Raw genomic sequence first — 26,595 nt, 5'->3', positions numbered from 1 at the left:
AGCGACTTACTTTTCGTTGCGCAATTTCTTTGCGGCAGCCACAAGATTCTTGAGGCTTGCCGTGGTTTCGGTTTCGCCGCGGGTCTTGAGGCCGCAATCAGGGTTCACCCACACGTTCTGCTGCGGGACCTTCGCGATGATCTTGTGGAGAGCGTCGACGATTTCCTGCTCCGAGGGCACGCGCGGAGAGTGAATATCGTACACGCCCGGCCCCACCTGCGTTTCGAACTTGGCTTCGTTCAGGGCGTCAAGCAGCTTGAGGTCGGAACGGCTTGCCTCGAAAGTGATCACGTCAGCATCCATGTTATCGATATCGCGCACGATGTCGTTGAATTCGCTGTAGCACATGTGCGTGTGAATCTGCGTTTCGGGCTTGACCTTCGCATGCACCAAGCGGAATGCGGGAATTGCCCAGTCGAGGTATTCCTTGTGCCAGTCGCTCTTGCGGAGCGGCAGCTTTTCGCGGAGGGCGGCTTCGTCAATCTGGATAATGCGAATGCCGTTCTTTTCGAGGTCAAGAACTTCGTCGCGGATGGCAAAGCCGATTTCCTGCGCCTGCACCTTCAGCGAAACATCTTCGCGCGGGAACGACCAGTTGAGAATCGTCACCGGGCCCGTGAGCATCCCCTTCACCGGTTTCTTGGTGCAGCTCTGGGCGTATACGGACCATTCGACGGTAATCGGAGCGCTGCGGCTCACGTCGCCCCAAACTACAGGCGGCTTCACGCAACGGGTGCCGTAGCTCTGCACCCAGGCATTCTGCGTAAACACGAATCCGTCAATCTTCGAGCCGAAATATTCCACCATGTCGTTGCGTTCGAATTCGCCGTGCACAATCACGTCGAGGCCGATTTCTTCTTGCAGCTTGATGCATTCGGCAATCTTCTTGCGGTTGAATTCCACGTACTGTTCGCGTGTGATTTCACCCTTGCGGAATGCGGCGCGGTTCGCGCGAACTTCAGCCGTCTGCGGGAAAGACCCGATGGTCGTCGTGGGGAATGCGGGCAGCTTGAATTCGGCCTTCTGCACTTCGCGGCGTTCGAGGCGGCTCGGCTTGCGTTCAAAATCAGCGGCGGTGAGGGCGGCAAGTTCGGCCTGCACCTTGGCGTTGGCTTGCACGCGCGGAGTGGCGAACAGAGCCTTGTTCTGTGCAAGAGCGGCAACGTCGCCACTTGCAATTTCAGAGAGTTCCGCAAGCTTTTCTTCGGCAAAGGCAAAGTGACGGAGTGTCTCGGCGGGGAGTTTCTGTTCGGCGGCAACCGTGTACGGCACATGCAACAGCGAGCATGAAGTTCCAACGACCACATTTTCGGCACCGACTGCCTTCTCGATTTCAGCCAGCAGGGCATTCTTCTTTGCGTAGTCAGCACGCCAGATATTCTTGCCGTTCACGATACCGGCGAGCAGGAGCGTATTCTTCGGGAAACCGGACTTTACAAGTTCCAGCGACTTGAGGCCTTCCACAAAATCGAGACCGATGGCATCGAAACCGAGGGCGACCACATCCTGGTACACATCGCGGATATCACCGAAGTAAGTCTGCAAGGCAACCTTGAGGCCTGCGGCACGCACCTTCTTGATGAGTTCCACATAAATAGACTTGAAAAGTTCCTTTTCTTCGGCGGTCACGTCGAACACCAAGGCGGGTTCGGCGAAGCTGATCCACTCGGCTCCGGCGGCGGCAAGCAGTTCGGCAACCTTTGCGTAAGCAGCGACTGCAGAGGCTACAAAATCCTTGGCCTTCTTTTGACCATTGTAGCGGGCCAAGCGGAGGAACGTGTAGGAGCCAATCAAAGTCGGCACGGTCTGAATTCCAGCAGCCTTCGCTTCGTTATATTCCTGCACCGGCTTGGAATCATTCACCTTGAATTCAGAAGCGTCATCGATTTCCGGAACAATGTAGTGGTAGTTCGTGTTGAACCACTTCTTCATGGGAAGCGCCTTCACGTCGCCCTTTTCGCCCTGATAACCGTGAGCGGCAGCGAAATACTTTTCGAGCGTGCTCAAGTTCAGGTTCTTGTAGCGTTCCGGAACAATGCCGAACAAGAACGCGGTATCGAGAACGTTGTCATAGAACGAAAAGTCGTTCGAAGGAATAAAGTCGATACCAGCGGTTTTCTGCTTCGCCCAACCGTACTGACGGATTTCGGCGGCGACGTTCTGGAGCTCCGCTTCGGAGATTTCGCCCTTGAAGAATTTTTCGCTTGCAAACTTGAGTTCGCGGGCCTTACCAATACGCGGAAAACCGATTACAGATGTTTTTTTATTGCTCATAGTGTTTTACCTACCTTTTTTGTTTGTTTTTCGATTACGCCGCCAAATATATCTCCTTTTTCACCATCGGTAAAATACTATTTTTTTCGCATTCACCATAGCTTAAAACTATGGTGCAAACAAAAGCAAACCAGATAACTAGCTATAAGAAAGGTCTATGACTTTACAACAACTTAAATATGCTATCGCCATCGCCGACACACGCAACATTACCGAAGCATCGAAGCGTGTATTCATATCGCAACCGAGCCTTACGGCAGCCATTCATGAGCTCGAAGAAGAAATGGGCGTTACCATCTTCAACCGCTCCAATAAAGGCGTCACGATCACTAACGAGGGCGACGAATTCCTCTCTTACGCAAGGCAAGTCTTGGAACAGGCAACCCTGATGGAAGACCGCTACAAGGGTGGCAAAGGCGGCAACACCATCTTCTCCGTGAGCTGCCAGCATTACTCTTTTGCCGTCAACGCATTTGTCGATGTCATCCGAAAATTCGGTGGTCCGAGTTACGATTTCACGCTCCGAGAGACACAAACTAACGAAATTATCGACGATATTGCCAAGCTAAAAAGCGAAATTGGCGTACTTTATTTGAGCGACAAGAACGAAAAAGTCATCAAAAAACTCATTCAAAAGAACAATTTGGTCTTTGAACCGCTCTTTGCAACCCCTCTGCATGTGTTTATGTCGTCCAGGAACCCTCTCGCTCGAAAAGAAAAAATCACGCTGGAGGACTTAAAACCATATCCGTACCTAACCTACGAACAGGGCGATTTTAACTCATTCTACTTCGCCGAAGAACCGCTTACGGCCATCGATTTCGACTGTCCGCGCAACATCAAGGTGCGCGACCGTGCCACACTTTTCAACCTGCTCATCGGCCTCAACGGTTACACCATCTGCTCGGGCGTCATCAGCCACAAGCTCAACGGCCGAAACATTATCGCGCGGCACCTTGACGTTCGCGACAAAATGACTATCGGCTACGTAATGCGAAAAGGCGTAACGCCATCACGCTACGCCAAAGCCTACATTACTGCCCTTTTAAGGCATTGCAAATAAAAAAAGACCCCCGGCGCGGGTTACGCCAGGGGAAGGTTTTGGAGATGTAATTACTGGATGCTTGCGGTAAAGCGGGCAGCAATGGCAACATCAGAGAGTTCCTTTTCGCTGTAGGCGCTCAACTGAATCTTGCTGTGCTTGCCGAATTTCTTGATGAGGCTCACCGTCCAGGCGAGTTCATCGGCATCGGCCTGGATTTCATCGCGATCGCCAACATATTCAAGTTCCGCATAGAGGCTATTCAAGATGCCCGCAGTCGGGATTTCCACACCCACGAAGAACGGAACGTAGTCGGTACCCTGGGCGTATTCAGACTTGATGCCGTTCGGAGCCGAGAGGTTTTCGACGTCACCCGTGGTGATGTAGGCAACTTCGCCGTAGAGGCCGAGATTCTTCGCGAAATAGTAGCTTGCTCGGCCTGCAATGCGGTGCGAGACTTCTGCCGTGTGCTGAATCGGGTCGAGAAGGTTTCCACGGTAGGCGGCGCTGATTTTCGCATCGCCGAGTTTCACGGTTTCTTCGGCGCGGAGGTAACCGGTATCAAACTTGTTGTCGTAAGTACCGAGCAACAGGCTGAAGCTCGAAATGCCCTTGTCGAAGCCGAAGCCGAGAGCGTCGTGCTGGTAATCGCGGGCAAGGAATCCGCGCTTGTTCAGGTGCACGTCCACGTAGGTACCGAAGTTACCGGCAACAGTCCAGTCCGTACGGAAGCGACCGAATTGCGCACTGAAATCGCCGAAATCGGTGTTCCACTTGTACTTGGCGTAGTAGGTATCGGCGCTGATCTTGTCGAAGCTGAAGTTCTTGCCGTCACCGTCCTTGACCTTGTTGCCAAAAGTCGGAGAGAAGATACGAATGTTGATTACCGCCTCGAAATCGCCGGAAGTGTATTTTCCGCCGATGTTTGCACGCAAGAAGGAATTGTCGAGCGTGTTGTCGGCATCGTTATCGTAAACGGCCTTGATGGCCTGCGCCTGCACGTTACCGGTGAGCTTGAAAGCGGGTTCTTCTTTCGCTTTTTCGGGCGCGGCAGCTTCTGCCTTCGGGGCTTCCTGGGCAAAGACGTTGGAGGCGAAAAGGGATGTAGTAATGACCGCAGCGGCGGCGAACTTTGCAAAATTCTGGTTCATTCTTAAACTCCTTGGTTATGGTTATTGTTTTTTTGTGCGCACAAATATAGAAGGCGTTTTTCGTATTGTCCAATACTTTAATTTTATGCGGAGTTATCGGTTTTTGTTATAAAAAAGGCCCCAACAAAGGGGGCATCTATCGACTCTTCTTAACGAGCGATGTAATCTACGAGCAACCCTTCAGGCAGGCTACTTTTTTGAATCTTTCTTTTTAAGGGATTTCTTATAATCTTCGCAGCGCTTCTTTTGCCGTTCAAGGATTTTCTTTTGGGATTCATCAGAATTGAAAGACGTATGATTGGGACCATTTAAGACCAATAAAGGATACGGATCTTCTGCAAAAGACTTGTATTCAGGATCGTCCATCTCCGGAATCTTTCCGAAGGAGCCGTCGTAGCGTCCCCCTTGCATCGCATCACAGCCCCATTCTCGATCTTCGGGAACAACCTATACCGGATCGCAAGGGCTTTTGTAGATAAATTCATATGTGCCGTTCAATCCATATGGATTGCCCAATTCCCAAAGAATCTTCTGTTTCAAACGACCTTTTTCATCCCAAACATACCTAATTTGGTTTGTCAAAAATAAACCTAGACTATCCGGTTTCATGCTATCGCCTCGTTCTTCATAAAGCGAACGACAAAGTGGATTTTTCTGTGCACTAATTGTATCGCACCAATCTTCGTGAGAAACCAATCTCCCAGATTCATACCGATCTATGGACGTTAAATACCATTCAACAAAACGAGAATAGAACTCACGCCCTTCTGCATCGTAGACCGTTTCAAATAATCGGTAGTCCCCTTGATTGTGTATAATAGAATCAATCGAAGACTTATTCTCATTAACAATCAGGCGACATCTTTTTAGAGAATCTATTTCACCACCAGGGTACGTCGTTTCGAACCACTTGCTACAATAGATCTCAAACTCTAGAGTCTTTGCGTTGTCATAAGTCCTTGTTCGTTTTCCCTCAAACGAGTAATTTGATTTTATAAGATTTTCCCGAACGTTCTCATATAATGGCATGCCGTTTGCCCATAATGAAACAGAGAAAGCGAATGCAAAAAAAATTATTTTGAACATGGAATTTCTCTACCTTTTCTGTTGTTGTTTGACATGGGCTTTGGACTAGGAAGGAAACAACTGCTAGTTCCAGAATCCGCCATTCAAAAGCCTTGTTTCAAGGAAAACCGTATCTCCGCGGACGCTTTCATAATAAGGAAGCAAATTTCCCTCTTCATCGTACAATTTGGTATTTTCTTCCATATTAATGATATATGATTTTATGATTTTGCCTTCGTTGTCATATTGACTATAATGTTCCTCACCCGATTTATAGCGGAATTTTGTCAAAGAGCCATTTTTTTCCGCAATTTCATAAGTTCCATCGAGATAAACCACGGAATCCTTAAAATACAGATCTTTTTCAATACTTTCATAGGAATACTCAAGACGCACTCCTTCAAATGTCAAATCATTTCGCACGGTTCTATTCACTTTAATCGTGTCGCCATTAAAGGCTACAATGTTTTCGACTACAGGCTTCTCGCATTCCGCTTCTTTTGATGCGCTTTTTTCAGACGCAGTAGCAAGTGTAAAGAATGAAAATAAAGAAAAAATGTAAATCATCTTTGAGAACATGATATAGCCTCCCGGTTCCGACTTGTCGGAGTTGGACTTGGAGAAATTTTGAATTCGCCCGTAGATTTACCCTTATAACTATGTCGCAATTCGCTAGAACTCCAGTCTTCATAAATAAATTTTATTTTTTTCATCCGGTTTTCGGCTTTTTCTATGCATTTTTCTTCACTTGAGAACTTATACATACCATCCCTATCTGGATTTGTAGTTTTTTTAATAGTGGGTTCATGAACAACCATATTCATTACCGGTTAAGTTAAATATATCCTTTTTTCTTGTTAAGTGGTATACCCTTGTGGTCTAGGCAGCCTGTTTTGACAGCCTATATTCAACCGGAGTCATGTATCCCAGCGAACTATGGAGCCGTTTCCGGTTGTAGAACAGCTCGATATACCTGAAAGCGGCCTCCCGCACGTCTTCGATGTCCTTGAAGTCACGCCTGTAGGCCATCTCCTTCTTGAAGCTTGCGAAGAAGCTTTCCATGCAGGCGTTGTCGTAGGGGCAGCCCGGTGCGCTCATCGAGGGCGTTATCCCGTTCTCCGAGAGCATCGTGCGGTAACCCATGCTACTGTACTGCACGCCGCGGTCGGAATGGAAGATGAGCCCGTCGTGATGGCCGCGTTGCATGATGGCATTGGACAACGCGCGCTTGACAAGTTCCGTGTCGATGTTCTTGCTTACGGCGTAGCCCACCGCCTCCTTGTTACACAGGTCCAACACCACGGCAAGGTACACCCAGCCAAGCGTAGTCTTGACGTAGGTGATGTCGCCGGCCCAGACGGCGTTCAGGCTGTCGGGATCGAACTTACGCTGCACCAGGTTCTCGCTGTACATGGCGTCGCATTTGCCCTTGCGGTAGGGTTTCCACTTCCTGAGTGTGACTGGATAGAGCCCGTTCTCGCGCATGATGCGGCGCAGTTTCCACACCTTTACCTCGACACCCTTGTCTTGGAGTGCCGCCAGCATCTTCGGGCAACCGTACACGCGGTGGTTTTCTTCGAAGGTGTCGCGGACCTTCTGGACAAGCCGTTCTTCGCGGGCCTTCTTCTCGGCACGTTTTTCCTGCTGGCGCGACCACTGGTAGTAGGAACACTGCGGTATTCCTAGGGCTCTGCACATCTTCCTGACTGAGTATTTCTTGCGGTTCACGTGTATCGCCTCGCATTTCAGTCGTGTGGTCGCATAAAGATGTGCAGGGATTTTTTTAGGATCTCTACCGTCTCCTTCTCGTCCGCAAGCTCCTTTTCACGCTTCTTCAGGAGTTTTTCCAGTTCCCTGTTCTTGGCGGCGAGTTCCTCGACGGACACCTTGCGGATTCGCCGTTCCTCGCGGTAGCTCGGCAGGTTGTGTTCCTTGCGGTACTCGTTTACCCACCGACCGACTGTATTGGGCCCGATTCCGAGTTCCTTGGCTATTTGGTTTGCTGACTTTTCGCCTTTCAGGACCAGCTTGATGACCTGTTCCCTTGTCTCGGAGCTATAGTTGATTTTTGCCATTGTTTTACCTTTTGGGGGTTGCGCAATGAATATAGTAGCTTATGCTACCCTCTTATTAAACTCCTGCATGGTCCAATCCTTTGTTATCATATGATGATGAAAAAGAAATTCAAGCATAGCTCTCGCATTGCGTATGTGCTGGGCTTCATGATCATATGTTGCCTGCATGTCTTTTGTCTTCCAGCACAATTCTTCCCACTCGTCCGTCTGCACGTTTTTCTTCCAGTTGGACGCCATCACAATTATGTATTCATCCAACAGAAGATTTGTTGGTGAATGATAAAACACTTTTTGCCCGCTATTATCGCATTCAGATTCACAAGTAAAACCATTTTCATTAAATCGGCCATAAGAGAATCCAAAAGTCGCATTCACACCTATTCCGGGAAAATAAATATTTTCTGATTTAGCGTCAGAAATTTCACTTCGCTCATATCTTATACATTGAGCATTTGGCATCGTCGGATCTTCGCGTAGCCCCGAACATCCCTGTATTCTTTTTGCCAAAATGACGTTTTCAAATTTCCTTCTTGATGTATACTTTGCATCGCTGAAAGGGACTGAATTGTTTAACAAAGAAACATCAAAGAATACCGTATCATGAACGACATTTGTAAAATACGGTTTTATGAGCCCATTTTCTTCATAGACTTCTTCATTTTTCAGCCCAAGGAAAAACACTTTTTTTAATAGACCATCCTCTTCATATTGTGCAAAATATTCAACCTTGGAAGAATCAACATGCCTATAATTATTTTCAATGAAATTTAATTCTATGACATCGTATAATCCATTCTCATAAATAGAGGAGTCTATTTCAATTGTACTGTCTTTATTAAATTTTCTATACGATACAACATTCTCTCCGTCAAGAAATTCATTCTTTTTCCATACATCCAATTCTTCACCGACTTCCACTGGATTTGTAGTTTTTTTAATAGTGGGTTCATGAACAACCATATTCATTACCGGTTAAGTTAAAATATATCCTTTTTTCTTGTTAAGTGGTATACCCTTGTGGTCTAGGCAGCCTGTTTTGACAGCCTATATTCCACCGGTGTCATGTAACCGAGCGAACTATGGAGCCGTTTCCGGTTGTAGAACAGCTCGATGTACCTGAAAACGGCCTCCCGCACGTCTTCGATGTCCTTGAAGTCTCGCCTGTAGGCCATCTCCTTCTTGAAGCTTGCGAAGAAGCTTTCCATGCAGGCGTTGTCGTAGGGGCAGCCCGGGGCGCTCATCGAGGGCGTTATCCCATTCTCCGAGAGCATCGTGCGGTAGCCCATGCTGCTGTACTGCACGCCACGGTCGGAATGGAAGATTAGTCCGTCGTGATGGCCGCGTTGCATGATGGCATTGGACAACGCGCGCTTGACAAGTTCCGTGTCGATGTTCTTGCTCACGGCATAACCCACCGCCTCCTTGTTGCATAGGTCAAGTACCACGGCAAGGTACACCCAGCCAAGCGTAGTCTTGACGTAGGTGATGTCGCCGGCCCAGACGGCGTTCAGACTGTCGGGATCGAACTTCCGCTGCACCAGGTTCTCGCTGTACATGGAGTCACATTTGCCCTTGCGGTAGGGTTTCCATTTCTTGAGCGTGACCGGATAGAGACCGTTCTCGCGCATGATGCGGCGCAGTTTCCACACCTTTACCTCGTCACCCTTGTCATGGAGTGCCGCCTGCATCTTCGGGCAACCGTACACGCGGTGGTTTTCTTCGAAGGTGTCGCGGACCTTCTGGACAAGCCGTTCTTCGCGGGCCTTCTTCTCGGCACGTTTTTCCTGCTGGCGCGACCACTGGTAGTAGGAACACTGCGGTATTCCTAGGGCTCTGCACATCTTCCTGACTGAGTATTTCTTGCGGTTCACGTGTATCGCCTCGCATTTCAGTCGTGTGGTCGCATAAAGATGTGCAGGGATTTTTTTAGGATCTCTACCGTCTCCTTCTCGTCCGCAAGCTCCTTTTCACGCTTCTTCAGGAGTTTTTCCAGTTCCCTGTTCTTGGCGGCGAGTTCCTCGACGGACACCTTGCGGATTCGCCGTTCCTCGCGGTAGCTCGGCAGGTTGTGTTCCTTGCGGTACTCGTTTACCCACCGACCGACTGTATTGGGCCCGATTCCGAGTTCCTTGGCTATTTGGTTTGCTGACTTTTCGCCTTTCAGGACCAGCTTGATGACCTGTTCCCTTGTCTCGGAGCTATAGTTGATTTTTGCCATTGTTTTACCTTTTGGGGGTTGCGCAATGAATATAGTAGCTTATGCTACCCTCTTATTAAACTCCTGCATGGTCCATAAAATCGAAACCGAAGGCTGTCTGAATTTTTTCATAGACAATCTTAGGCAGGACAGTTGTTATTTGCGCGTAATCGAGAGAACCTTCTCGCTTTATTCCGCTAAAGAGGAATCCCTTAAACTTGGCATCATGCACATTCAACGTGAAGTCTGTTTTTTCCGGCAGGGAATCAAATGCGAAGAAACCGTTGGAATCAACCTTGACAGGACCATACTTCTTTTGAAGAAAGATACAATCACCAGAATCCTTGACAACGAGAGTCACTTTCGCCCCCGCGGCAGGCAAAATATCTAACTGCATCGGATTCTCGGGGTTCTGGTAATAGATACTTCCCCTAAGACTGGACGCCAGCTTGTTCAGTCCAACATTCAAAGTGGTGTTGTCGACAAAACTCATGCTGGGACTGGATACATTCTCTGAAAACCTTATTGAAGCGTTGCAAACTACGGGTGCATAATTTTCCGCGGATGCGTAAATCGCGTAGTTTTCGCCGACAGGCAAATCGGGAAAACACGCGCCCTTGTCTCCATAAACAATTCGGAGAGAATCATCCACAGCAGGGGTGCTGAATTCCGCGTCAGGGATCGGTTTTCCGGAAACTGCATCTACAGCGAAAACATATAAGTCGCCACTTGTCTCGGACTCCACAGTAGAAACGTTAGTTGTCGTGGATGTATTGTTTACCGTATCGCTACAGGAAACCAGGAAATAGAGAAGTAAGAAAAAAAGAAGCCTAATCATCGTTAATTCCTATTGAACACAAATAAATATAATCTAATTTCAGATAAAGAGAAAATAAATTTTATCAGCTTTCCGCCCTGAAAGGCAATAAAAGTATTAAAATACTTAACTTTATAGGATTACATTCGTTTATCTGCTCCATAATAAAAGGCCCCGGCCATACTTCGACTTCGCTCAGTAAAGGTGCCGGGGACAACTATTTGGATGACAACGGGAAAAACGATGATGAATATTACTTTATCACAACTTTTCGATACGTGTCAAAAACTGTCCACTTCTTGAAGAATTCCTCGCGGCCAATTTCACCCGCTTCGGCGTATTCGCGAAGCAAGCGGGACACGTCCTCGTCGGAGTAGACCTTGATTTCAAAGCCTCGTCCGTTGATGACCGGGAAGCCGTCGTAAAGGTATGCGCCCGCTTCCGTGATTTCGGAAATGCGCCTATCGCGCACCTTCACGGCCACACTGTCACGCAAGATGATGATGTCGAAATCGTCGGGATAGCGGTAACTCTCCCCCACTGTCGGGATTTCATCGCCTATGGTGTAGTGTTGCTTTACGGGCTGTTGCTTCACCACGGAGAGTGTCGTCGTATCGTAGAAAAACTCTTCAAAAATTTCTCCGCGACCGTGGCGTTCGCCCTGCACGAATTCAGCCTTTTCACCTGCGGCAATCTGCCTTTCGAATAGGCCTTCTACCACGCCACAAGCCGATGTCGCATGGGTCACGCGGTCAATCAGAATGAGTTCACCCAAAGTCTTGTGCTTCTCGAAAAGGTCAACGACAATGGCTTCAGCAAACACAATCTCGACTACGGCAATGCCGTTCTTTTCAAGCGCATCGGAATTGATATGTTTTCCGCTATTAATATCGACGGAATAATCAATTCTATTTATGATTCCGGGAATCGTCTTCGTCCCGAGTTTTACAAGGAAGTCCTTGCCAAGCGAAAGCGGTTCGTCGTCCATCCACAGGAGCGACGCCCTGATTTTCTTGTAGCTGCCGATGTCGGCATCTTTCGCAAGGACGCAACCTCTGGAAACATCCACTTCGCGATCCAGCGAAATGGTGACAGGTTCACCGGCGTGAGCCTCTTCCACATTCCTGTCGCCGCGCAAGATTCCCTTGACAGTCGCCTTCTCGTTGCTCGGAAGGCTTGTAACCGTATCGCCCACGCGAATTGCACCAGCTTCAACCTGTCCCTGGAACCCGCGGAAAGTGCGATCCGGACGGCACACGCGCTGCACGGGCAGATAAAAACCCGCTTCGGTTTGTGCGTCGTCGATATCAATGGTTTCGAGATAATCCAGGAGGGCCTTGCCCGAGTACCAAGCGATATTCTTGGATTTTACGGTCACGTTGTCGCCTTCGGTAGCCGAAAGCGGAATCACGTAAACGCTATGGAGCGAAAGTTCTGCCGCAAGTTCGTTGATTTGCGCGAGAATCTCTTCGAAACGTTCCTTGCTGTAGCCCACAAGATCCATCTTGTTGACCGCAAAGACAAAGTAACGGATGCCCATGAGCTTGCAGATGCGGGCATGCCTGCGGGTCTGTACCAGCACTCCCTGCGAGGCGTCTACGAGAATCACGGAGAGGTCTGCAAACGAGGCGCCCACCGCCATGTTGCGGGTGTATTCCTCGTGCCCCGGGGTGTCAGCCACAATAAAGCTGCGGCGATCCGTCGTAAAATAGCGATACGCCACGTCAATGGTAATGCCCTGTTCGCGTTCGGCCATCAAGCCGTCCAGCAAAAGGGAATAGTCAATCTTTCCGCTGCGGCTACCCACCTTGCTATCGAGTTCCAGAGCCTTTTCCTGGTCGGCGTAAAGCAACTTGGAATCGTAAAGGATATGCCCGATGAGCGTCGACTTTCCGTCGTCCACGCTGCCGCATGTAATAAACTTCAACAAGCCTTTCATTAGAAATATCCCTCCCTCTTGCGGCGTTCCATGCTGCCCGCGGCTTCGTTGTCAATCACGCGGGAAGTGCGTTCCGAAGATACCGCGCTCAAGGTTTCGTCAATGATTTCGTCAAGCGTCGTGGCGGTCGATTCGATGCCGCCCGTAAGCGGGTAGCAACCGAGCGTGCGGAAACGCACCGACTTGATTTCGGGCGTTTCGCCTTCGCGAAGTGGGAATCGGTCATCGTCCACCATGATGATGTTGCCGTCGCGCACCACAACCGGGCGCGGAGCCGCAAAGTACAGCGGGACAATGTCAATCTTTTCGCGCTTGATATACTGCCAGATATCTTTTTCGGTCCAGTTCGATATCGGGAAAACGCGGATGCTTTCGCCCTTGTTGATCTTGGTGTTGTAAAGCTTCCACATTTCCGGGCGCTGGTTTTTCGGGTCCCAGGCGTGTGCGGAATTGCGGAACGAGAAAATTCTCTCCTTCGCGCGGGACTTTTCCTCGTCACGGCGCCCGCCACCAAATGCCGCAGTGAAGCCGTACTTGTTCAAAGCCTGCTTCAAGGCCTGCGTCTTCATGATGTCGGTGTATGCCGCGCCGTGGTCAAACGGGTTGATGCCCTGCTTGACGCCGTCCTGGTTGATGTATTCCAGCATCTCGATGCCGAGTTTTTGCGCCGTGCGGTCGCGGAACTCAATCATCTCGCGAAACTTCCACGTGGTGTTCACGTGCAAGAACGGGAAAGGCGGCTTTTCGGGGTAGAAGGCCTTCATGGCCAAATGCAACATGACGGAACTGTCCTTGCCTATTGAGTACAGCATCACGGGCTTTTCGCATTCGGCAGCGACTTCGCGGATGATGTAGATGGCTTCGGCTTCCAGCTCGTCGAGGTGTGAAAATTCGCTCAAATTAAATCTCCATTAAGATTCCGGGCCAAGCCCGGAATGACGATTGTTGTGAATTCTTTTAATACTTATTTGATTCCTTGGGGTCGATATCGATAGTCTTGACGCATCCGTCGTTCAGTTCAAAAAACCAGCGCACGATATCGTTCTTTTCGCCCTTGACTTTTTCGGTGTGCACCTTGCAGCCCTTGCCGCCGATGTCTTCACCGAGGAAGAAACTGATAGCGTGAACCGGGCATTCCTTGATGCACGAGGTGCAACCCCAGCAGTCCTTGGGGTACTTGATAAACGCCTTTTTGCTTTCGCTTATCTTGATTAGCGTGCCGGGGCAAACGTCGTGGCAGCGCCCGCAACCGATGCACTTGCCTTGATCAATGCTGATGCTCATAGTTCCTTTGCCCTTCTGCGGTGAGTTCGCGCAAGATGATTTTGATTTCGCCGTTTTCGAGGCGGGAATTCACGTACTTGCGGAAGTTTGCGTTGTCTTTTTCGGGATAGTCAGTGTTTTCGGCGAAACTGTGCCAACGCGTCTCGTGACGCGCAGCCAGGTGCGCAATTACGCTCTTGCAGACCGTCAGGCGTTCCTTCAGTTCGTAGATATACATGACTTCTTGCAGGTCGGCGGCATGCAAGTCGCCCACGCGGGCCTCGATCTTCTCGATTTCCTGGAGGGCAACCGCTAGTTGATTTTCGCTATAACGATAGCCCGTCTTGATACCGCCTGCATAAGTATCCATAGCCGCTTGCATCTCTTCTTCAAGGCGCTCGACAGATTCGTTGCGGGCTTCTGCGGTATTGCCCCGCTTGCCAAGGAACTTCTCGATTTCTGCGACATGTTCTGCAACCTCCTCTTCCAAAATTTTCCCCAGCGGGTTCACGCCCGACGCGCCAGTTCCCTGAGCTTGCCGAAGGGCCGACAAACTCTCTACATATTCCACCGCACTTTTCGCTGCAATCTCGCCTTCGGCAAGTGCTCCCGTCACGTACTTTTGCGGGGCACCACCGGCAACGTCACCAGCGGCATAGAGCCCGTCGATGGTCGTTGCGCGCTTGGTATCGACCCAGTAACCGCTTGCGGTGTGGCCGCCCACGATGTAAGGCTCCGTACCCTCGATTTCGACATTTGCTTTCGACGGCGTGTCGTTTTCAATCCAGCGAATCGTCTGCGACGGAGCCATGTTCAGGTAAGCCTTCAAAAGCGATTCTTCCTGTTCGGGCGTAATCCCGACGGTGCGCAAATAGCACGGCCCGCGGCCTTCCAGATTTTCAGCCACCGTACCGTACACGCGTTCGGAGGTGGAAATCCCGTACTTCGTCTCGTAAACTTCTCCGAGCGCATTCACCTGCTTCGCACCCACGCCCTGCGCAAGCGTGCCCGTCGGGGCAATCGTATCCTTGCAACGCAGCGCTATGAACCGCATTTCGAACGTGGTCATCTCGGCACCGTGACGGATTCCCATGGCGTAACCCGCCCCCGTATTGAACGGCGGGTACCACATTTTATGTCTAGAAAACCCCGGATTGTTCGGGCGGTAAAGCCCAGCTGCACCACCCGTCGCAACAATCACCGCACCCGCCTCGATGGCATAGAAAGTATCGTTCTCTATTCCGAAACCGAACGCACCGTCAATCCTGTTGTCGTGAACGGAAAAATCGAAAATGTTCACGTGGTTCAGCACCTGAACGTTCGGCGCCTTCGCGACTGCCGCAGCCAGAATCGGCTTAATGTTCTCGCCGTTGATTTTGATGTTTCGGTTCCCGCGGGTCACATACTTGCCGTCCTTGTCCTTCAAGATGACAAGCCCGAGTTTTTCCAAGTGCGCGGTGACCTCGTTAAACCTCTCGGAGATGGAATAGAGCAAATCCTCGCGCACGATTCCGTCGGCGTCCTTCTTCGCGTATTCCACGTAATCCCTGGGCGTGCGTCCTTCGGTAATGTAGGCGTTCAGCGCGTTTACGCCAGCGGCAAGACAACCGCTCCGCTTGATGTTCGCCTTTTCGACGACTAGAATTTTGAGGCCAGAGCCTTTATTTTCCGCGGCATTTGACGCGGCAGTAATAGCCGCATAACAGCCGGCCGTCCCGCCGCCTATAATCAACAAATCCGTTTTAAGCCGTTCTATCTTCACAGCATCTCCGTACAACTTTTGGTGCTGCCAAATATAGAACGCGATTTTCACCCCGTCCAATACAATGTTTTTATGCGGAGTTATCGATTTTTTCTATAAGAAAAGCCCATCGGGCGCATACCCGACAGGCTTGAAAATGTTCATCCGCGACAATCACATATACTCTTTTTCCGAAAGCTTGGATAAGCGAGTATAGCGAGGCCGCAGACCCCGAAGCTGTACAACTAGTACAGCGAGAGGGTCGAGAACGAAGCTAGACGAAGCTTAGACAACTTTCGTCATGCCGCTCATGCGTTCACGCAGCCAAGCACCGACCTCTTCCACCGGATGCTGACGGATGTTCTTGTTCACCTTGATCAGTTCTTCGTTATCAACGGCGGTGGTCTTGCCTTCGCCGTAGATAGCGCCGATGTCGTCCTTCTTCACTTCGTTCTTCATGAAGTCGGCGAGCAGAGGCACGCACTTGTTGGCGAACAGGTAGCAACCGTATTCGGCGGTGTCGCTGATCACGCGGTTCATTTCGTACAACTTCTTACGAGCGATGAGGTTGGCGATGAGCGGAGTCTCGTGGAGAGATTCGTAGTAGGCGCTCATCGGCTTGATGCCCACGGAGCACATGGTTTCGAAAGCGAGTTCCACACCGGCCTTGATCATGGCGGTCATGAGAACGCCGCGGTCGAAGTATTCCTGTTCGGTGATGACCTTGTCGGTAGCTTCGACCTTTTCGAATTCGAGTTCGCCCGTTTCGCCACGCCACTTGAGCAAATCCTTGTCGCCGGCTTCCCAGTCCACCATCATGGTGCTGGAGAACTTGCCGGAGATGATGTTGTCCTGGTGTTCGCAGTAGAGCGGCTTCATGATCTTCTTCATCTTCTCGGCGAGTTCCGTGGCGCGGATCTTGGCCGGGTTGGAGAGACGGTCCATCATGTTGGTGATGCCGCCGTGCTTCAGGGCTTCGGAAATGGTTTCCCAGCCGTACTGGAGCAGCTTGACCGCGTAAGCCGGTTCAACGCCGAATTCCTTCACCATCTTGTCGTAGCAGAGGATCGTGCCGGTCTGGAGCATACCGCAAAGGATGGTCTGTTCGCCCATGAGGTCAGACTTCACTTCGGCAACGAAAGAGCTTTCGAGAACGCCCGGACGGTCGGCATGGAGGCCAGCGGCGTAAGCCTTGGCGTAGTCCCAACCCTTACCTTCGGGGTCGTTTTCCGGGTGCACAGCGATAAGGCAGGGCATACCGAAACCGCGAACGTATTCGCTACGGACTTCGGAACCCGGGCCCTTCGGGGCGACCATGATCACCGTGATGTCCTTGCGGATTTCCTGGCCTTCTTCAACGATGTTGAAGCCGTGGCTGTAAGAGAGGGCGGCGCCCTTCTTCATGAGCTTCATGATGGCCGGAATCACGTTGTGGTGCTGCTTGTCCGGTGTGAGGTTGCAAACGAGGTCTGCATCCGGAATCATTTCTTCGTAGGTACCGACCTTGAAGCCGTTTTCAGTAGCGTTCTTCCAGGACTGGCGCTTCTGTTCGATGGCTTCCTTGCGGAGCGTGTAAGAGACGTCGAGGCCGCTGTCGCGCAGGTCAAGACCCTGATGGAGACCCTGGGCACCGCAACCAACGAACACGATCTTCTTGCCCTTGAGGGCTTCAACACCACGGCTGAATTCAGAATGTTCCATGAAACGGCAGTGGCCAATTTCTTCGAGTTGGCGACGCATAGGGATAGAATTGAAATAATTCATTTTTTGAACCTCTGTTAAATAAAATTGTTCCGGCGGAAAATGTAGTTAAAAACGCGGCCGCAAAGAGCCCCGATTTAACAGAAAATGTAAGCAAAAATGCCCCAAAAACGTCATTCTGGGCCCCCGCAACTCGTGCGGGGTAGACTCTGGCGATAGAATCCACTACAAAAGGGGGAAGCCTCCCCCTGATTGCAGCCGCGGCACGCCGCGTCTTCCATCACCCCCTCTGCGGGGACACCCCGCAACGCCCCAACTTCGCAGAGGTTAGTAAACAGTGGTTGGTAGTTAGGAACGCAAAAAACGTCATTCCGGCCCGCGAGCCGGAATCTCCTTTTATACTCAAACAAATTAAAGAATGATCAAGGCAGTGGCCTCAAAAATGGGTAAAAATCAGTCCTTGAGACAACGAACCGACTTTGCGTAGTACTTGAAGTTATGGTTCATGCCCGCAAACTTGCAGTCGTAGCGCAAGTACATGTAGTACGCGTTGCTGGCAGGGCCAGAAGAACTCCAGAAGTACGCGTAGTCGCCTTGGTGTTTGAAGGTGCCATTGTAGTACCTTACGCCAGTAGGCAGTGCGGAAAAACCGAAAGCATCCGTACCATTGCCGCGACTTCTCCAGCCGCTCTGCGACTTGAGAGCCTTGCCCGCAGCGTTGGTGTTGCTGAATTCCGTAATGTTTGCGTCCACAGCCACAACCAGAGACCACCATTCCTCCTCGCTGGGCAGGTGCCAGCCGTTCGGACAAATCCCCTGGACTGAGCCCGTAAAGCCGCATTCCGTGCCGTAACCGCAGTCCTGCGGGTTGTCCACATCATTCGCTAACTTCACCGAGTCTATTGCTGCAGCCCACGTATAATAACGGCCTACCACATCGCAGTTCTTGGGTTCATTATCGTAGCACCAAGACCAGTCATATTTATCTTCACCTGAACCGCCCTGACCAGGGTCAAAATTCAGGTTTTCAGCCATCCATACCTGGTCACCGATTTTCACAGTCCTGTAAACCTTACCATCACGTTCATCGGTCATAGTGCCATAGTCAATATCAGGATTGAAACGGCATTCCTTCGGTACATCCCAGCTCCAATCCGTTTCTCCTTCCAGAAGTGCCGAACAATTTACCTTGACCGCAGAACTGCTGGAAGACGCATCGCCCGCACTGCTGCTGGACGACTGCAAATTCTCATCAGAAGACGAAGATTCCGACTTTACCGAACTCGACGAAGCATCATCCGTACTACTGCTAGACTTTCCTGTCTTTTCGCTGCTACTAGATTGTTTCACTTCGCTCTGGGTGTCGCTTGACGAAGACTTCGCCTTTTCACTACTCGACGAAGTCACTTCGGCTGGCTCAGTGATCTTGCCACTGCTAGAAGACGATTCAACACCCGATTCATCATTCGGCCCGGTGGAAGACGAGGAATCATCCCCGCAAGCGGCAAACAACATCGCCGCCGCACCCATCGAAACAAGAAACTTTTTCATAGATTCTCCGGCATCATAACACTCCGACTAGTTCTTTAAGCAACGGACTGAAAAAATAACTTCCGTTTCCGTGTAACTTGAGCGTGTTTCGTCGAGATTGTAGGAAAAGCGCAAGAGGTATGCGTTGTAGATATTGAAATCAGTGGAAGTCCAGAAGAACGCGTATTTGCCATCGTTGTCGAAATACCCATTGATGTTCCCGTAGCCGGCAGGAAGCGCCGAGAACCCGAAAGAGTCAGTACCGTTACCGCTTTCGCCATCATAGTCATCCCAGCCGCTTGTGGACTTGAGTTCCTTGCCTGATATCGACGTGCCAACCGCAATTCTCAACAGGTCGAACTCATAGCTTGTAGGCAGGTGCCAGCCCTCAGGGCATATGCCGCGCACAGGGGCTGTCGACGAACAAGGCCTATTGTAGCCACAGCCCTTGCCGTTGGTACTCCACACACCAGCACTGTCCATTGCGGCAGCCCAAGTGTAAAGGCGACCGGCCACATCGCAGGTTGAGCTATCCCCATTATCCTTCTTTCCATAGCACCAACTCTTTTTCTTCACACTTAAATCCGTGGAGTCATAGTAATTCAGGTTTTCGGCCATCCAGGTCTGTTTATCAATCGTCACCGTCCTGTAAACCTTGCCATCACGTTCATCAGTCATGGTGCCGTAGTCGATATCAGGGTTAAATCGGCATTCCTTCGGCACATCCCAGCTCCAGCCCGTTTCGCCCTCTAAAAGTGCCGAACAATTTACCTCGCTACTACTAGAACTTGACTCAGTTTCGCTAGAAATCGGCGGCTCCTCTACAGAACTGCTACTAGACACGCTTATCAAACTGGAGCTCGACTGCGGCGTGACGCTGGACGAAGACTTCACCGAACTGCTACTGGATTCTTCGCTTGCGCTCAGAATGACGGATGAAGAACTACTTGACTTCGCCGAACTGCTGCTGGAACTAGATGAGGGACTGGATTCTTCGCTTGCGCTCAGAATGACGGATGAAGAACTACTCGACTCCGCCGAACTGCTGCTGGGCACACTTGATGAAGAGGACTTTGCCTTTTCACTGCTAGACGAAGTCTCTTCGGCTGGCTCAGTGACCTTGCCACTGCTCGAAGACGATTCAACACCCGGTTCATCATTCGGCCCTGCAGATGCCGACGAACTGTCATCGCACCCGACAACAGCAAACGCCATAATAAGCATGGATCCTATCGCCGCCTTGCGGCGAAGATGCCCCAAAGTTAGTTGAAATTTCTGCAACCAAAAAGAAAAAGGTGGTCTCCAACTTGTAAATTTGGTTCAGCAAAAAAACACCAAGCAAGAGGATAACCACCATGATGAAAAGTACAAAAAGAACCCCCAAACTGTCAATCGTCCGCCGCGAAGAAATCGACATTTCGACCAGTGTCGGGGTGGTTCTGGCCGACCTTGCCGAACAGGGGAAAAGCTGCCTTGACGCGCTGTCGAGGGAGATGGGCGCAAGGCTCGTGGAGGCGATACTCCTGGCCGAAAGGGAACAGCTCGGCGGTGCAGCATACCACCCCAGGAAGGGCTTCAAGAAGTGGTCCAGCCAGGGTGGTTCCGTGTACATCGCGGGTGGCAAGGCGAAGGTGCGCGTACCCAGGCTCAGGGACGAAAACGGCGAGGTCAAATCGCGTATCTACGCCCGTCTGAAAGACCCCGACGCGTTCTCCGAGCACCTGCTGCACGCATGCCTCTCAGGCCTGTCCGGGAGGCGTTACGAGGATGTGTTCTCGACTGCCGGGGAGGCGTTCGGCGTAAGCAAGTCGTCGGTGTCGCGCAAGGTCGTTGCCGCATGCACAAGGAAACTGAAGGAACTGAACGAGCGCAGGCTGGAGGACTTCGAGGCGGTTGCCGTCTTCATGGACGCAATGCATCGCTGCGGCGAGGTCGTGATGGCCGCCATAGGCGTTGACGCGGAAGGCTACAAGCGCGTGCTTGGCCTCTGGCAGGGCAGTTCGGAAAACACCGAAATGTGCCGTTCGTTCCTTTCCGACATGGAGAGCAGGGGCCTCGCCCTGCACCCCGACATCATCTTCGTGACCGACGGCGGGACGGGCCTCAACCGCGCCCTCAAGGACCGCTTCGGCAAGGACCTCAAGCACCAGCGCTGCGTGATCCACAAGAGGCGCAACGTCGAGTCCCATCTGCCCGAGATGTACCGGGCCGAGTTCGACAGGCGCTACAACAACGCCATCGGGATGGTGGGCTACGAGGACGCGAGAAGGGAACTTCTCAAGGTCCACGAGTGGCTCGAAGGCATAAACACGAGTGCCGCCAAATCGCTTTCCGAGGGCGGCGAGAGGCTGCTTACGGTCCACCGGCTGGGCATCCCCGCGCTCCTGCGCAAGTCGCTCATAACGACCAACATAATCGAGTCCACCTTCAACGGTCTCGACGCCATCGAGAAGAACGTGAAGCGCTACAGGGACATTGGAATGTTCAAACGCTGGATGGCCGCTGAGGTCCTCCACCGCGAAAAGAACTGGAGACGGTTGGACGGCTATGCGGAAATCCCCGAACTTGTCGAAAAACTTCGGGAAAAGAGCATGAAATTACTTGACAATGAAGCGCTAATAGCCTAGATTTACACCAGTTGGAGACCTGGATTTTCAACTAAAAAAGGGACAAATTCCCTTGCGGCTCCCACCTTGGTGGCCATGCGCACTAGGCAACAAGTTGCCAAGTGCTGTCCGCCAGGATGACAGATCAAGAAACTTCTTCATAAACGCCTCCAAGCGTTGTTTATCTAAAGAAAATGTAATTTATTTTCACCCTAAAAAAGCGAAACAAGCCCAAAGCATCAACACAAAAGCCGCTCGTACATCACGGACGGCAAAAATTTTAGGGGTCATTGCGACTTTCAGGATTTAACTGAATTCAACAGGACCTCTTTATAATATGTTAATGACGAGAAATTGTATTTCGGCGGCAACGGTTCCTGCTTCAGCCCTTCAATAAAATCATCTATGTACTTTTGAAACTTTTCAACAATAAAATCATACCTTTTGGCTAGTTCAGTGTGTTCTTTGGAATCAATGTGTGCAGGCATGCCGATTTCATCTTCATTGAATATGACAACGCTTTTGCTAAAGTCAAGTCCTGAGGACCGTCTTTTCGATGATTCTCCTTGAAATTTGTAAGCATGCGAATGCTGAATATTTGACCTGAACGGGATAGCAAATTTAAGACCGCGGTATTCAACCAGCAATACAAGATAGGGACGGTTTTGTTTTGATAAAATTTCCCGATTATCAGAGTTCCGTTCATAAAAGAGCGGAGACAGAAGTCTTACTTGCGGAACTTTTGGCTTACTCATGGTTATCCTTTTTTTACAGCAAAAAAAAGACCGTTTTTTATATTAAATAAAAAACGATCTCATCTAATGAGCTTTCTTTTTTATCTCAGGTGGTCGCTCTACCACCCTGTCATCAATTTGGGCCTTCTTTTTTTCTCAGGTGGGTACCCTGCCACCCTATCTGAAAAGAAATATATGAAATTTCTCAAGAAAAAGCAAGTCTTTTTCAAAAAAAGGCTATTCCCTCACCCACTTGTCCAGAAAGGCCATTTGTTCGGCGGTGTGGAACCAGTGTTCGCCGCCGTCCATTATGGCCAAGGGCGCACCGTTTTTCAGTACTTTATCTTGAAGTAATCCAGCAGGGCCTTATAGTTGTCCTGCGCCGTAAGGCAAGTGTCCTGCATGAATTCGTTCACGCGGCCCCACTTCTGGATTCCGCGGTAATAGAACAGCCGCAGTTCCTCGCTAATGATGAACGGGACAATCCTGTTTTGCAGGCATTGCCAGAGCATAAGCAGTCGACCAACGCGGCCATTGCCATCCTGGAACGGGTGAATCCGTTCGAACTTCACATGGAAATCGATCACGTCGTCCAAAGAAATCGTGCCTTTCGAATTGAAGTCCGAAATCAATTTTGCCATGTGCTTGTGCACGGCCTTGGGCTCCACGGTCTTTTCCTCGCCCACTTCGTTGGGTAATTTCTTGTAATCCCCCACCACAAACCAGTCTTTCTGGCTATCCGAAGTATTCGCTTTCAGAATCCGATGGAGTTGCTTGACGTGCGCCTCAGTCACCTTGTCCGTCGCATGGTCAATGACATAGTCAATACAGCGGAAATGGTTGACAGTTTCCATGATGTCGTCGATGCGCGTGTTCTCGGAAGTCGCCCCCAGCGTATTCGTCTCGAAAATGAACCGCGTCTGTTCCTTGGTCAAGCGGCTCCCTTCGATATGGTTCGAATTGTAGGTCAAGTCTATCTGCGTGCGATGATAAATGCCCCCCTTGAGCCGGCCCTGCTTTTCCTGGCGCAGGCGCTCCAGCAGAGGCGACAGTTTCGCCTTTCCCTTCTTGGGTAGGACTGTATCGGCAGGAATATTCCAAGTCTTGCCGGTAAGGAAAGCCCCCTCAATCTTGCCCGTAGCACAATAGTTACGGGCCGTACGCTCGCTAACTCCGTACTTCTCCGCAAAGCGGGTGACGGAAATATAAATTGCATCTATCGGCAAATTTTGGTCTTTCATACACCAAAATATACATAAAACTTTCCGATATCGGCAAATTTTAGACCAAAAAGTTTCAGTCCTTTACGCAACGGATAGAGAACGCATAGTTCTTGGCGTAATCCATAACGCCCGAATACTCGTTTTCATAACTGGCGTACAGAGAGAACGCCTGCTCCAGATCGGACTCGGTGACGCTCCAGAAATCGGTGCCATCACCAAGGCCATCAAAAGACCCATCATCAAACCTGATGCCGGCAGGCAGGACATTAAAACCGAAAGCATCTGTTCCGTTTCCGCCTTCATTCCAGCCGCTCTGCGACTTAAGAACCGAGCCCGCGATAGAATACCCGCCAACGTGGACGAGCATGTTCGAGAAATCGCGATAGTCCGGCAAATGCCACCCGTCAGGGCAAATACCATGCACCACATCGGGCAAGATATTCTTGCTACTCCTCATATAGCCGCAATCCTGCGGATTCTCGCTATCCGTCGCGAGCGCTACAGAATCGATTGCCGCGGCCCAGGTATAAAGGCGTCCATACTTGGCGCAGTTATCGGGCTCATCGCCATAGCACCAGCTTTTGCCCTTGAGACTCGGAGTCTTCGCGCTATCCGCGTAATTCAGGTTCTCGGCCATCCACCACTGGTCATCAATTTTTACCGTCTTATATGTTTGATCATCACGATCATCAAGCAAAGTCCCATATTCGCAGTTGTCTTCGGTTTCTGATTTGCAAGGTGCCGCCAAAATTTCAGAACTAGACGAAGACCCTTCAACAAGTTCCGAGCCGTCACTACTGCTAGAACTTACTACTGTTTCGCTAGAACTAGACTCCATCTCATCCGCAGAGCAGCTACTTGTCTCGGATAATTTAGGCTCAGGGTCCTTACTGCTGCTGGACACGCTTGTCGCGCTAGAACTTGACAAGGGCGTGTCGCTTGAAGAGGAAACCGGCACAACCGAAGAATTCTTTACGCAACGAACAGATGCAGCGAAATACTTATAGAGCGTGGTCCGTTTTGTTTTCTTATCACTTATGGATATGATTCGTGCTTCGTATATATCGTAGTCATTGGCACACCAAAACATAGTCTCGTTACCAGCAGATTTAAAATTGCCAACACGGTCCTTGTAGCCGGCGGGCAATGCGGAGAAGCCGAAATCGTCCGTGCCGTTACCATTATCATTCCACCCCGTCCGCGACTTGAGGAACTTGTCCCCACCACCCACAGCATCAAACAAAGCATTCCATTCATCCATCGAAGGCAAATGCCAACCCGACGGACAAATTCCGTACACCGTATCGGGCAAGGTGCAAGTAGTGGTATTGCCGCAAATAATTGATTTTTCGCTATTGAGGAGACCGACCGAGTCAATGGCGGCAGACCAGTTGTAAAGGCGGCCAGTCACATCGCATCTAGTATCGACATGTTCATCAGGAAATCGATAGCACCAACTATGACCAATCAAGCCACGGACACTTTTATCGTAGTTCAGATTTTGAGCCATCCATACCTGGTCACCAATCTTAACAGTCTTATAAACCTGGCCATCACGAGAGTCCGTAATTGAATCATACTCTATTTCCGGGTTCAGGCGAGCCTCCTTCGGCACTCTCCAATCCCAGGAATCAGGAGAACTTGACGATGACCTACTCACACTGCTGCTAGAATTTTTAACAGAGACGCTGGACGAAGACTTCGCTTTTTCACTACTGGACGAAGTCTCTTCGGAGGAATCATCATTCGCCCTAACAGAAGGCGACCACGACTCGTCATCACCGCACCCGACAATAGCGAACGCCACCATGCATAGCGCCATAAAAATCTTTTTCATAAAACTCCTTCACCCCAATAGTTTAACTTATCCGATGGAAATATAATTATTCCCTTACCCACTTGTCCAGAAAGGCCATTTGTTCATCAGTGTGGAACCAGTGTTCGCCACCGTCCATTACGGTCAAGGGGGCTCCGATTTTCTGGGCGAATTCGCGCAGCGTTTCTAGCGAAGTCAGGTAGTCATTCGATCCATACAGAATCTTCGTCGGGATGCGCCACTCTATCGGATTTTCACGCACGTAGCACAGGTATTCCCACGAGAGCGTTTCACCGAAATCCGTCGGCACGGTTTTCTTTTCGCGAAGTTCCTCTTCGGAGACACCCGCCCATATCATCATGTTGCGAATCAGCTTTTCCAAGTTGACCATCGGCGAAATAAAGTAGGCCCGTTTGACGGGCTTATCGGCCAGCGCATTCATCGAGAAGAACGCCCCGATGCTATTCGCTATAAGAATCACTTCACCGTAGCCCGCCGCGACGGAATCAAAATATACCGGAAATTCCTTCTTGGCATCCCACGGCGTTTCGGCCTTGTAATCAAACCCGAGTACATCGGCATCCGGAAACAAGCTCTTGTAATGCAGAGCCTCGTCGGCGTTTCCGCCCTTCCCGTGCACATAAATGACAAGGGGTTTCATTCGCTACCCTTCCAATTTCCAGCCGCAATCGTTGTGGTAAACCATCTGGCGGGTCATGCCGCCGTCGATGCAGATGTTTTCGCCGGTGATGAAGCCGGCCTTGTCGCTGGCAAGGTAAAGCACCATGTTCGCGATGTCCAAGGGGTTGCCGACGCGACCCGCGGGCTGCTGTGTGGCATCGGGGCCTTCGTAGGTTTTGAAATCCGTATCAATCCAGCCCGGCGAAATGGAATTCACGCGCACGCGGCCTGCAAAACTCACGGCAAGTGCGTGAGTGAGGGCCGCAATCCCGCCCTTCGCCGCCGTATAGCTTTCTGTTTGCGGTTGGCTCATGCGGTCGCGACTCGAGGAAATGTTTATAATGCTCGCGCCCACCCCGAAATGCGGTGCGAAAAGTTTCGCGAGATAGAACGGGGCCGTCACGCCGACCGCCAGCGCGTAGCTGAATTCCTCGTAGCTGCACTCGTCAACACCCTTCATCAGCGGAAGCGCGTTGTTTACCAGCACATCCACGCGCCCGTGCTTTTCGATAACGAACTGCGCGAATTTTTCGAGGACTTCCTTCTTGGAGAGGTCACCCACAAAGCAGGGATTCTCGCGGATGTCGATGTAGGCGACCTTCGCCCCCTCTTTCTCGAATTCACTCACGACGGTCGCACCTATCCCGTGTGCCCCGCCCGTCACCACGACAACTTTATTTTCAAACGATTTCATGTAGGTAAATATACACTAAAAGACTCCGAAGTACACTCCCTAACTT

At 50.6% G+C, this 26,595-nt stretch carries 26 protein-coding genes; 2 read left to right on the top strand and 24 right to left on the bottom strand.

Annotated features, from left to right (window positions below; translation table 11 throughout):
- Nucleotides 1-6: 6 nt before the first annotated feature.
- A complete protein-coding gene (gene metE / locus CRO08_RS04085; protein WP_097035155.1) occupies nt 7-2,274 on the bottom strand; it encodes a 5-methyltetrahydropteroyltriglutamate--homocysteine S-methyltransferase in 2,268 nt (755 codons plus the stop codon).
- Between the two features lie 157 nt (nt 2,275-2,431).
- Between metE and CRO08_RS04080 the strand changes: the two genes are divergently transcribed.
- Nucleotides 2,432-3,337 (top strand): LysR family transcriptional regulator, encoded by a 906-nt coding sequence (locus tag CRO08_RS04080; RefSeq protein ID WP_073116414.1) that lies wholly within the window; start codon nt 2,432-2,434, stop codon nt 3,335-3,337.
- A 50-nt stretch (nt 3,338-3,387) separates the two neighbouring features.
- On the opposite strand, the gene CRO08_RS04075 is transcribed toward CRO08_RS04080, so the two are convergent.
- The 18 genes from CRO08_RS04075 to CRO08_RS16640 all read right to left on the bottom strand — a co-directional run bounded on the left by CRO08_RS04075 (nt 3,388) and on the right by CRO08_RS16640 (nt 20,010).
- Nucleotides 3,388-4,467 (bottom strand): hypothetical protein, encoded by a 1,080-nt coding sequence (locus CRO08_RS04075; RefSeq protein ID WP_097035154.1) that lies wholly within the window; start codon nt 4,465-4,467, stop codon nt 3,388-3,390.
- Nucleotides 4,468-4,656: 189 nt separating this feature from the next.
- Complete coding sequence (locus CRO08_RS16920) at nt 4,657-4,833, bottom strand: hypothetical protein (protein WP_176495053.1); 177 nt, start codon at nt 4,831-4,833, stop codon at nt 4,657-4,659.
- Between the two features lie 81 nt (nt 4,834-4,914).
- The gene (locus tag CRO08_RS04065; protein WP_097035152.1) at nt 4,915-5,553 is read right to left on the bottom strand and encodes a hypothetical protein; all 639 of its coding nucleotides are present in this window, start codon (nt 5,551-5,553) and stop codon (nt 4,915-4,917) included.
- A 63-nt stretch (nt 5,554-5,616) separates the two neighbouring features.
- On the bottom strand, nt 5,617-6,111 hold the full coding sequence (locus CRO08_RS16650) for a hypothetical protein (RefSeq protein ID WP_141398228.1): 495 nt from the start codon (nt 6,109-6,111) through the stop codon (nt 5,617-5,619).
- Nucleotides 6,096-6,356 carry a hypothetical protein gene (locus CRO08_RS16645; RefSeq protein ID WP_141398227.1) on the bottom strand — a complete coding sequence of 87 codons (261 nt, stop codon included), beginning with the start codon at nt 6,354-6,356 and terminating at the stop codon, nt 6,096-6,098. Before CRO08_RS16645 ends, CRO08_RS16650 begins: the two co-directional genes overlap by 16 nt.
- A 55-nt stretch (nt 6,357-6,411) precedes the next feature.
- Nucleotides 6,412-7,260: an IS3 family transposase gene (locus CRO08_RS04055; RefSeq protein WP_176495014.1), complete on the bottom strand. Its 849-nt coding sequence runs from the start codon at nt 7,258-7,260 to the stop codon at nt 6,412-6,414.
- 17 nt (nt 7,261-7,277) lie between these two features.
- Nucleotides 7,278-7,607, bottom strand: coding sequence for a transposase (locus CRO08_RS04050; protein WP_097034692.1), 330 nt, complete (start codon nt 7,605-7,607; stop codon nt 7,278-7,280).
- A 39-nt stretch (nt 7,608-7,646) separates the two neighbouring features.
- Nucleotides 7,647-8,573 (bottom strand): hypothetical protein, encoded by a 927-nt coding sequence (locus CRO08_RS04045; protein ID WP_097035150.1) that lies wholly within the window; start codon nt 8,571-8,573, stop codon nt 7,647-7,649.
- Nucleotides 8,574-8,629: 56 nt separating this feature from the next.
- A complete protein-coding gene (locus CRO08_RS04040) occupies nt 8,630-9,478 on the bottom strand; it encodes an IS3 family transposase (protein ID WP_176495013.1) in 849 nt (282 codons plus the stop codon).
- A 17-nt stretch (nt 9,479-9,495) separates the two neighbouring features.
- Entirely contained in the window at nt 9,496-9,825 is a 330-nt protein-coding gene (locus CRO08_RS04035; RefSeq protein WP_097034692.1) for a transposase, read from the bottom strand.
- Between the two features lie 55 nt (nt 9,826-9,880).
- Nucleotides 9,881-10,642, bottom strand: a complete 762-nt coding sequence (locus CRO08_RS04030; RefSeq protein ID WP_097035149.1) for a hypothetical protein — start codon at nt 10,640-10,642, stop codon at nt 9,881-9,883.
- Between the two features lie 232 nt (nt 10,643-10,874).
- A complete protein-coding gene (locus tag CRO08_RS04025; protein ID WP_097035148.1) occupies nt 10,875-12,560 on the bottom strand; it encodes a sulfate adenylyltransferase subunit 1 in 1,686 nt (561 codons plus the stop codon).
- Nucleotides 12,560-13,459 carry a sulfate adenylyltransferase subunit CysD gene (gene cysD, locus CRO08_RS04020; protein ID WP_097035147.1) on the bottom strand — a complete coding sequence of 300 codons (900 nt, stop codon included), beginning with the start codon at nt 13,457-13,459 and terminating at the stop codon, nt 12,560-12,562. The genes CRO08_RS04025 and cysD overlap by 1 nt, the downstream gene beginning before the upstream one ends.
- A 58-nt stretch (nt 13,460-13,517) precedes the next feature.
- On the bottom strand, nt 13,518-13,844 hold the full coding sequence (locus CRO08_RS04015; RefSeq protein WP_097035146.1) for a ferredoxin family protein: 327 nt from the start codon (nt 13,842-13,844) through the stop codon (nt 13,518-13,520).
- Nucleotides 13,828-15,585, bottom strand: a complete 1,758-nt coding sequence (locus CRO08_RS04010) for an adenylyl-sulfate reductase subunit alpha (RefSeq protein ID WP_097035718.1) — start codon at nt 15,583-15,585, stop codon at nt 13,828-13,830. Before CRO08_RS04010 ends, CRO08_RS04015 begins: the two co-directional genes overlap by 17 nt.
- Nucleotides 15,586-15,849: 264 nt before the next feature.
- Nucleotides 15,850-17,328: a ketol-acid reductoisomerase gene (gene ilvC, locus CRO08_RS04005; RefSeq protein WP_097035145.1), complete on the bottom strand. Its 1,479-nt coding sequence runs from the start codon at nt 17,326-17,328 to the stop codon at nt 15,850-15,852.
- A 390-nt stretch (nt 17,329-17,718) separates the two neighbouring features.
- A complete protein-coding gene (locus CRO08_RS04000; protein WP_097035144.1) occupies nt 17,719-18,816 on the bottom strand; it encodes a fibrobacter succinogenes major paralogous domain-containing protein in 1,098 nt (365 codons plus the stop codon).
- A gap of 27 nt (nt 18,817-18,843) precedes the next feature.
- Nucleotides 18,844-20,010, bottom strand: a complete 1,167-nt coding sequence (locus CRO08_RS16640; protein WP_176495052.1) for a fibrobacter succinogenes major paralogous domain-containing protein — start codon at nt 20,008-20,010, stop codon at nt 18,844-18,846.
- Nucleotides 20,011-20,150: 140 nt separating this feature from the next.
- Between CRO08_RS16640 and CRO08_RS03985 the strand changes: the two genes are divergently transcribed.
- Nucleotides 20,151-21,422, top strand: a complete 1,272-nt coding sequence (locus CRO08_RS03985) for an IS256 family transposase (RefSeq protein ID WP_097034567.1) — start codon at nt 20,151-20,153, stop codon at nt 21,420-21,422.
- Nucleotides 21,423-21,700: 278 nt separating this feature from the next.
- Here CRO08_RS03985 and tenpIN read toward each other — a convergent pair whose 3' ends face one another.
- From tenpIN to CRO08_RS03955, 5 genes are all read right to left on the bottom strand, one after another.
- A complete protein-coding gene (gene tenpIN, locus CRO08_RS03980; protein WP_141398225.1) occupies nt 21,701-22,156 on the bottom strand; it encodes a type III toxin-antitoxin system TenpIN family toxin in 456 nt (151 codons plus the stop codon).
- A 311-nt stretch (nt 22,157-22,467) separates the two neighbouring features.
- Nucleotides 22,468-23,376: a Fic family protein gene (locus CRO08_RS03970; RefSeq protein WP_097035139.1), complete on the bottom strand. Its 909-nt coding sequence runs from the start codon at nt 23,374-23,376 to the stop codon at nt 22,468-22,470.
- 55 nt (nt 23,377-23,431) lie between these two features.
- Nucleotides 23,432-25,195: a fibrobacter succinogenes major paralogous domain-containing protein gene (locus CRO08_RS03965; protein WP_097035138.1), complete on the bottom strand. Its 1,764-nt coding sequence runs from the start codon at nt 25,193-25,195 to the stop codon at nt 23,432-23,434.
- 46 nt (nt 25,196-25,241) lie between these two features.
- The gene (locus CRO08_RS03960; protein ID WP_097035137.1) at nt 25,242-25,835 is read right to left on the bottom strand and encodes a carboxylesterase; all 594 of its coding nucleotides are present in this window, start codon (nt 25,833-25,835) and stop codon (nt 25,242-25,244) included.
- Nucleotides 25,836-25,838: 3 nt separating this feature from the next.
- On the bottom strand, nt 25,839-26,549 hold the full coding sequence (locus tag CRO08_RS03955) for an SDR family NAD(P)-dependent oxidoreductase (RefSeq protein ID WP_097035136.1): 711 nt from the start codon (nt 26,547-26,549) through the stop codon (nt 25,839-25,841).
- Nucleotides 26,550-26,595: the final 46 nt, after the last annotated feature.

It is taken from the genome of Fibrobacter sp. UWT3, assembly GCF_900230125.1.
Taxonomy (GTDB): Bacteria; Fibrobacterota; Fibrobacteria; order Fibrobacterales; family Fibrobacteraceae; genus Fibrobacter.
This window is presented reverse-complemented; position numbering and strand designations above follow the sequence as displayed.

Bases quoted from the DNA above. Each gene is read 5' to 3' on its own strand.
- CRO08_RS04045 (WP_097035150.1), bottom strand. From the start codon at position 8,573: ATGAATATGGTTGTTCATGAACCCACTATTAAAAAAACTACAAATCCA.
- CRO08_RS03965 (WP_097035138.1), bottom strand. From the start codon at position 25,195: ATGAAAAAGATTTTTATGGCGCTATGCATGGTGGCGTTCGCTATTGTC.
- CRO08_RS03985 (WP_097034567.1), top strand. From the start codon at position 20,151: ATGATGAAAAGTACAAAAAGAACCCCCAAACTGTCAATCGTCCGCCGC.
- CRO08_RS03970 (WP_097035139.1), bottom strand. From the start codon at position 23,376: ATGAAAGACCAAAATTTGCCGATAGATGCAATTTATATTTCCGTCACC.
- metE (WP_097035155.1), bottom strand. From the start codon at position 2,274: ATGAGCAATAAAAAAACATCTGTAATCGGTTTTCCGCGTATTGGTAAG.
- CRO08_RS16645 (WP_141398227.1), bottom strand. From the start codon at position 6,356: ATGAATATGGTTGTTCATGAACCCACTATTAAAAAAACTACAAATCCA.
- tenpIN (WP_141398225.1), bottom strand. From the start codon at position 22,156: ATGAGTAAGCCAAAAGTTCCGCAAGTAAGACTTCTGTCTCCGCTCTTT.
- CRO08_RS04065 (WP_097035152.1), bottom strand. From the start codon at position 5,553: ATGTTCAAAATAATTTTTTTTGCATTCGCTTTCTCTGTTTCATTATGG.
- CRO08_RS16650 (WP_141398228.1), bottom strand. From the start codon at position 6,111: ATGTTCTCAAAGATGATTTACATTTTTTCTTTATTTTCATTCTTTACA.
- CRO08_RS03960 (WP_097035137.1), bottom strand. From the start codon at position 25,835: ATGAAACCCCTTGTCATTTATGTGCACGGGAAGGGCGGAAACGCCGAC.
- ilvC (WP_097035145.1), bottom strand. From the start codon at position 17,328: ATGAATTATTTCAATTCTATCCCTATGCGTCGCCAACTCGAAGAAATT.
- CRO08_RS04030 (WP_097035149.1), bottom strand. From the start codon at position 10,642: ATGATTAGGCTTCTTTTTTTCTTACTTCTCTATTTCCTGGTTTCCTGT.
- CRO08_RS04025 (WP_097035148.1), bottom strand. From the start codon at position 12,560: ATGAAAGGCTTGTTGAAGTTTATTACATGCGGCAGCGTGGACGACGGA.
- CRO08_RS04000 (WP_097035144.1), bottom strand. From the start codon at position 18,816: ATGAAAAAGTTTCTTGTTTCGATGGGTGCGGCGGCGATGTTGTTTGCC.
- CRO08_RS03955 (WP_097035136.1), bottom strand. From the start codon at position 26,549: ATGAAATCGTTTGAAAATAAAGTTGTCGTGGTGACGGGCGGGGCACAC.
- CRO08_RS04035 (WP_097034692.1), bottom strand. From the start codon at position 9,825: ATGGCAAAAATCAACTATAGCTCCGAGACAAGGGAACAGGTCATCAAG.
- CRO08_RS16640 (WP_176495052.1), bottom strand. From the start codon at position 20,010: ATGGCGTTTGCTGTTGTCGGGTGCGATGACAGTTCGTCGGCATCTGCA.
- CRO08_RS04015 (WP_097035146.1), bottom strand. From the start codon at position 13,844: ATGAGCATCAGCATTGATCAAGGCAAGTGCATCGGTTGCGGGCGCTGC.
- CRO08_RS04080 (WP_073116414.1), top strand. From the start codon at position 2,432: ATGACTTTACAACAACTTAAATATGCTATCGCCATCGCCGACACACGC.
- CRO08_RS04050 (WP_097034692.1), bottom strand. From the start codon at position 7,607: ATGGCAAAAATCAACTATAGCTCCGAGACAAGGGAACAGGTCATCAAG.
- CRO08_RS16920 (WP_176495053.1), bottom strand. From the start codon at position 4,833: ATGGACGATCCTGAATACAAGTCTTTTGCAGAAGATCCGTATCCTTTA.
- CRO08_RS04075 (WP_097035154.1), bottom strand. From the start codon at position 4,467: ATGAACCAGAATTTTGCAAAGTTCGCCGCCGCTGCGGTCATTACTACA.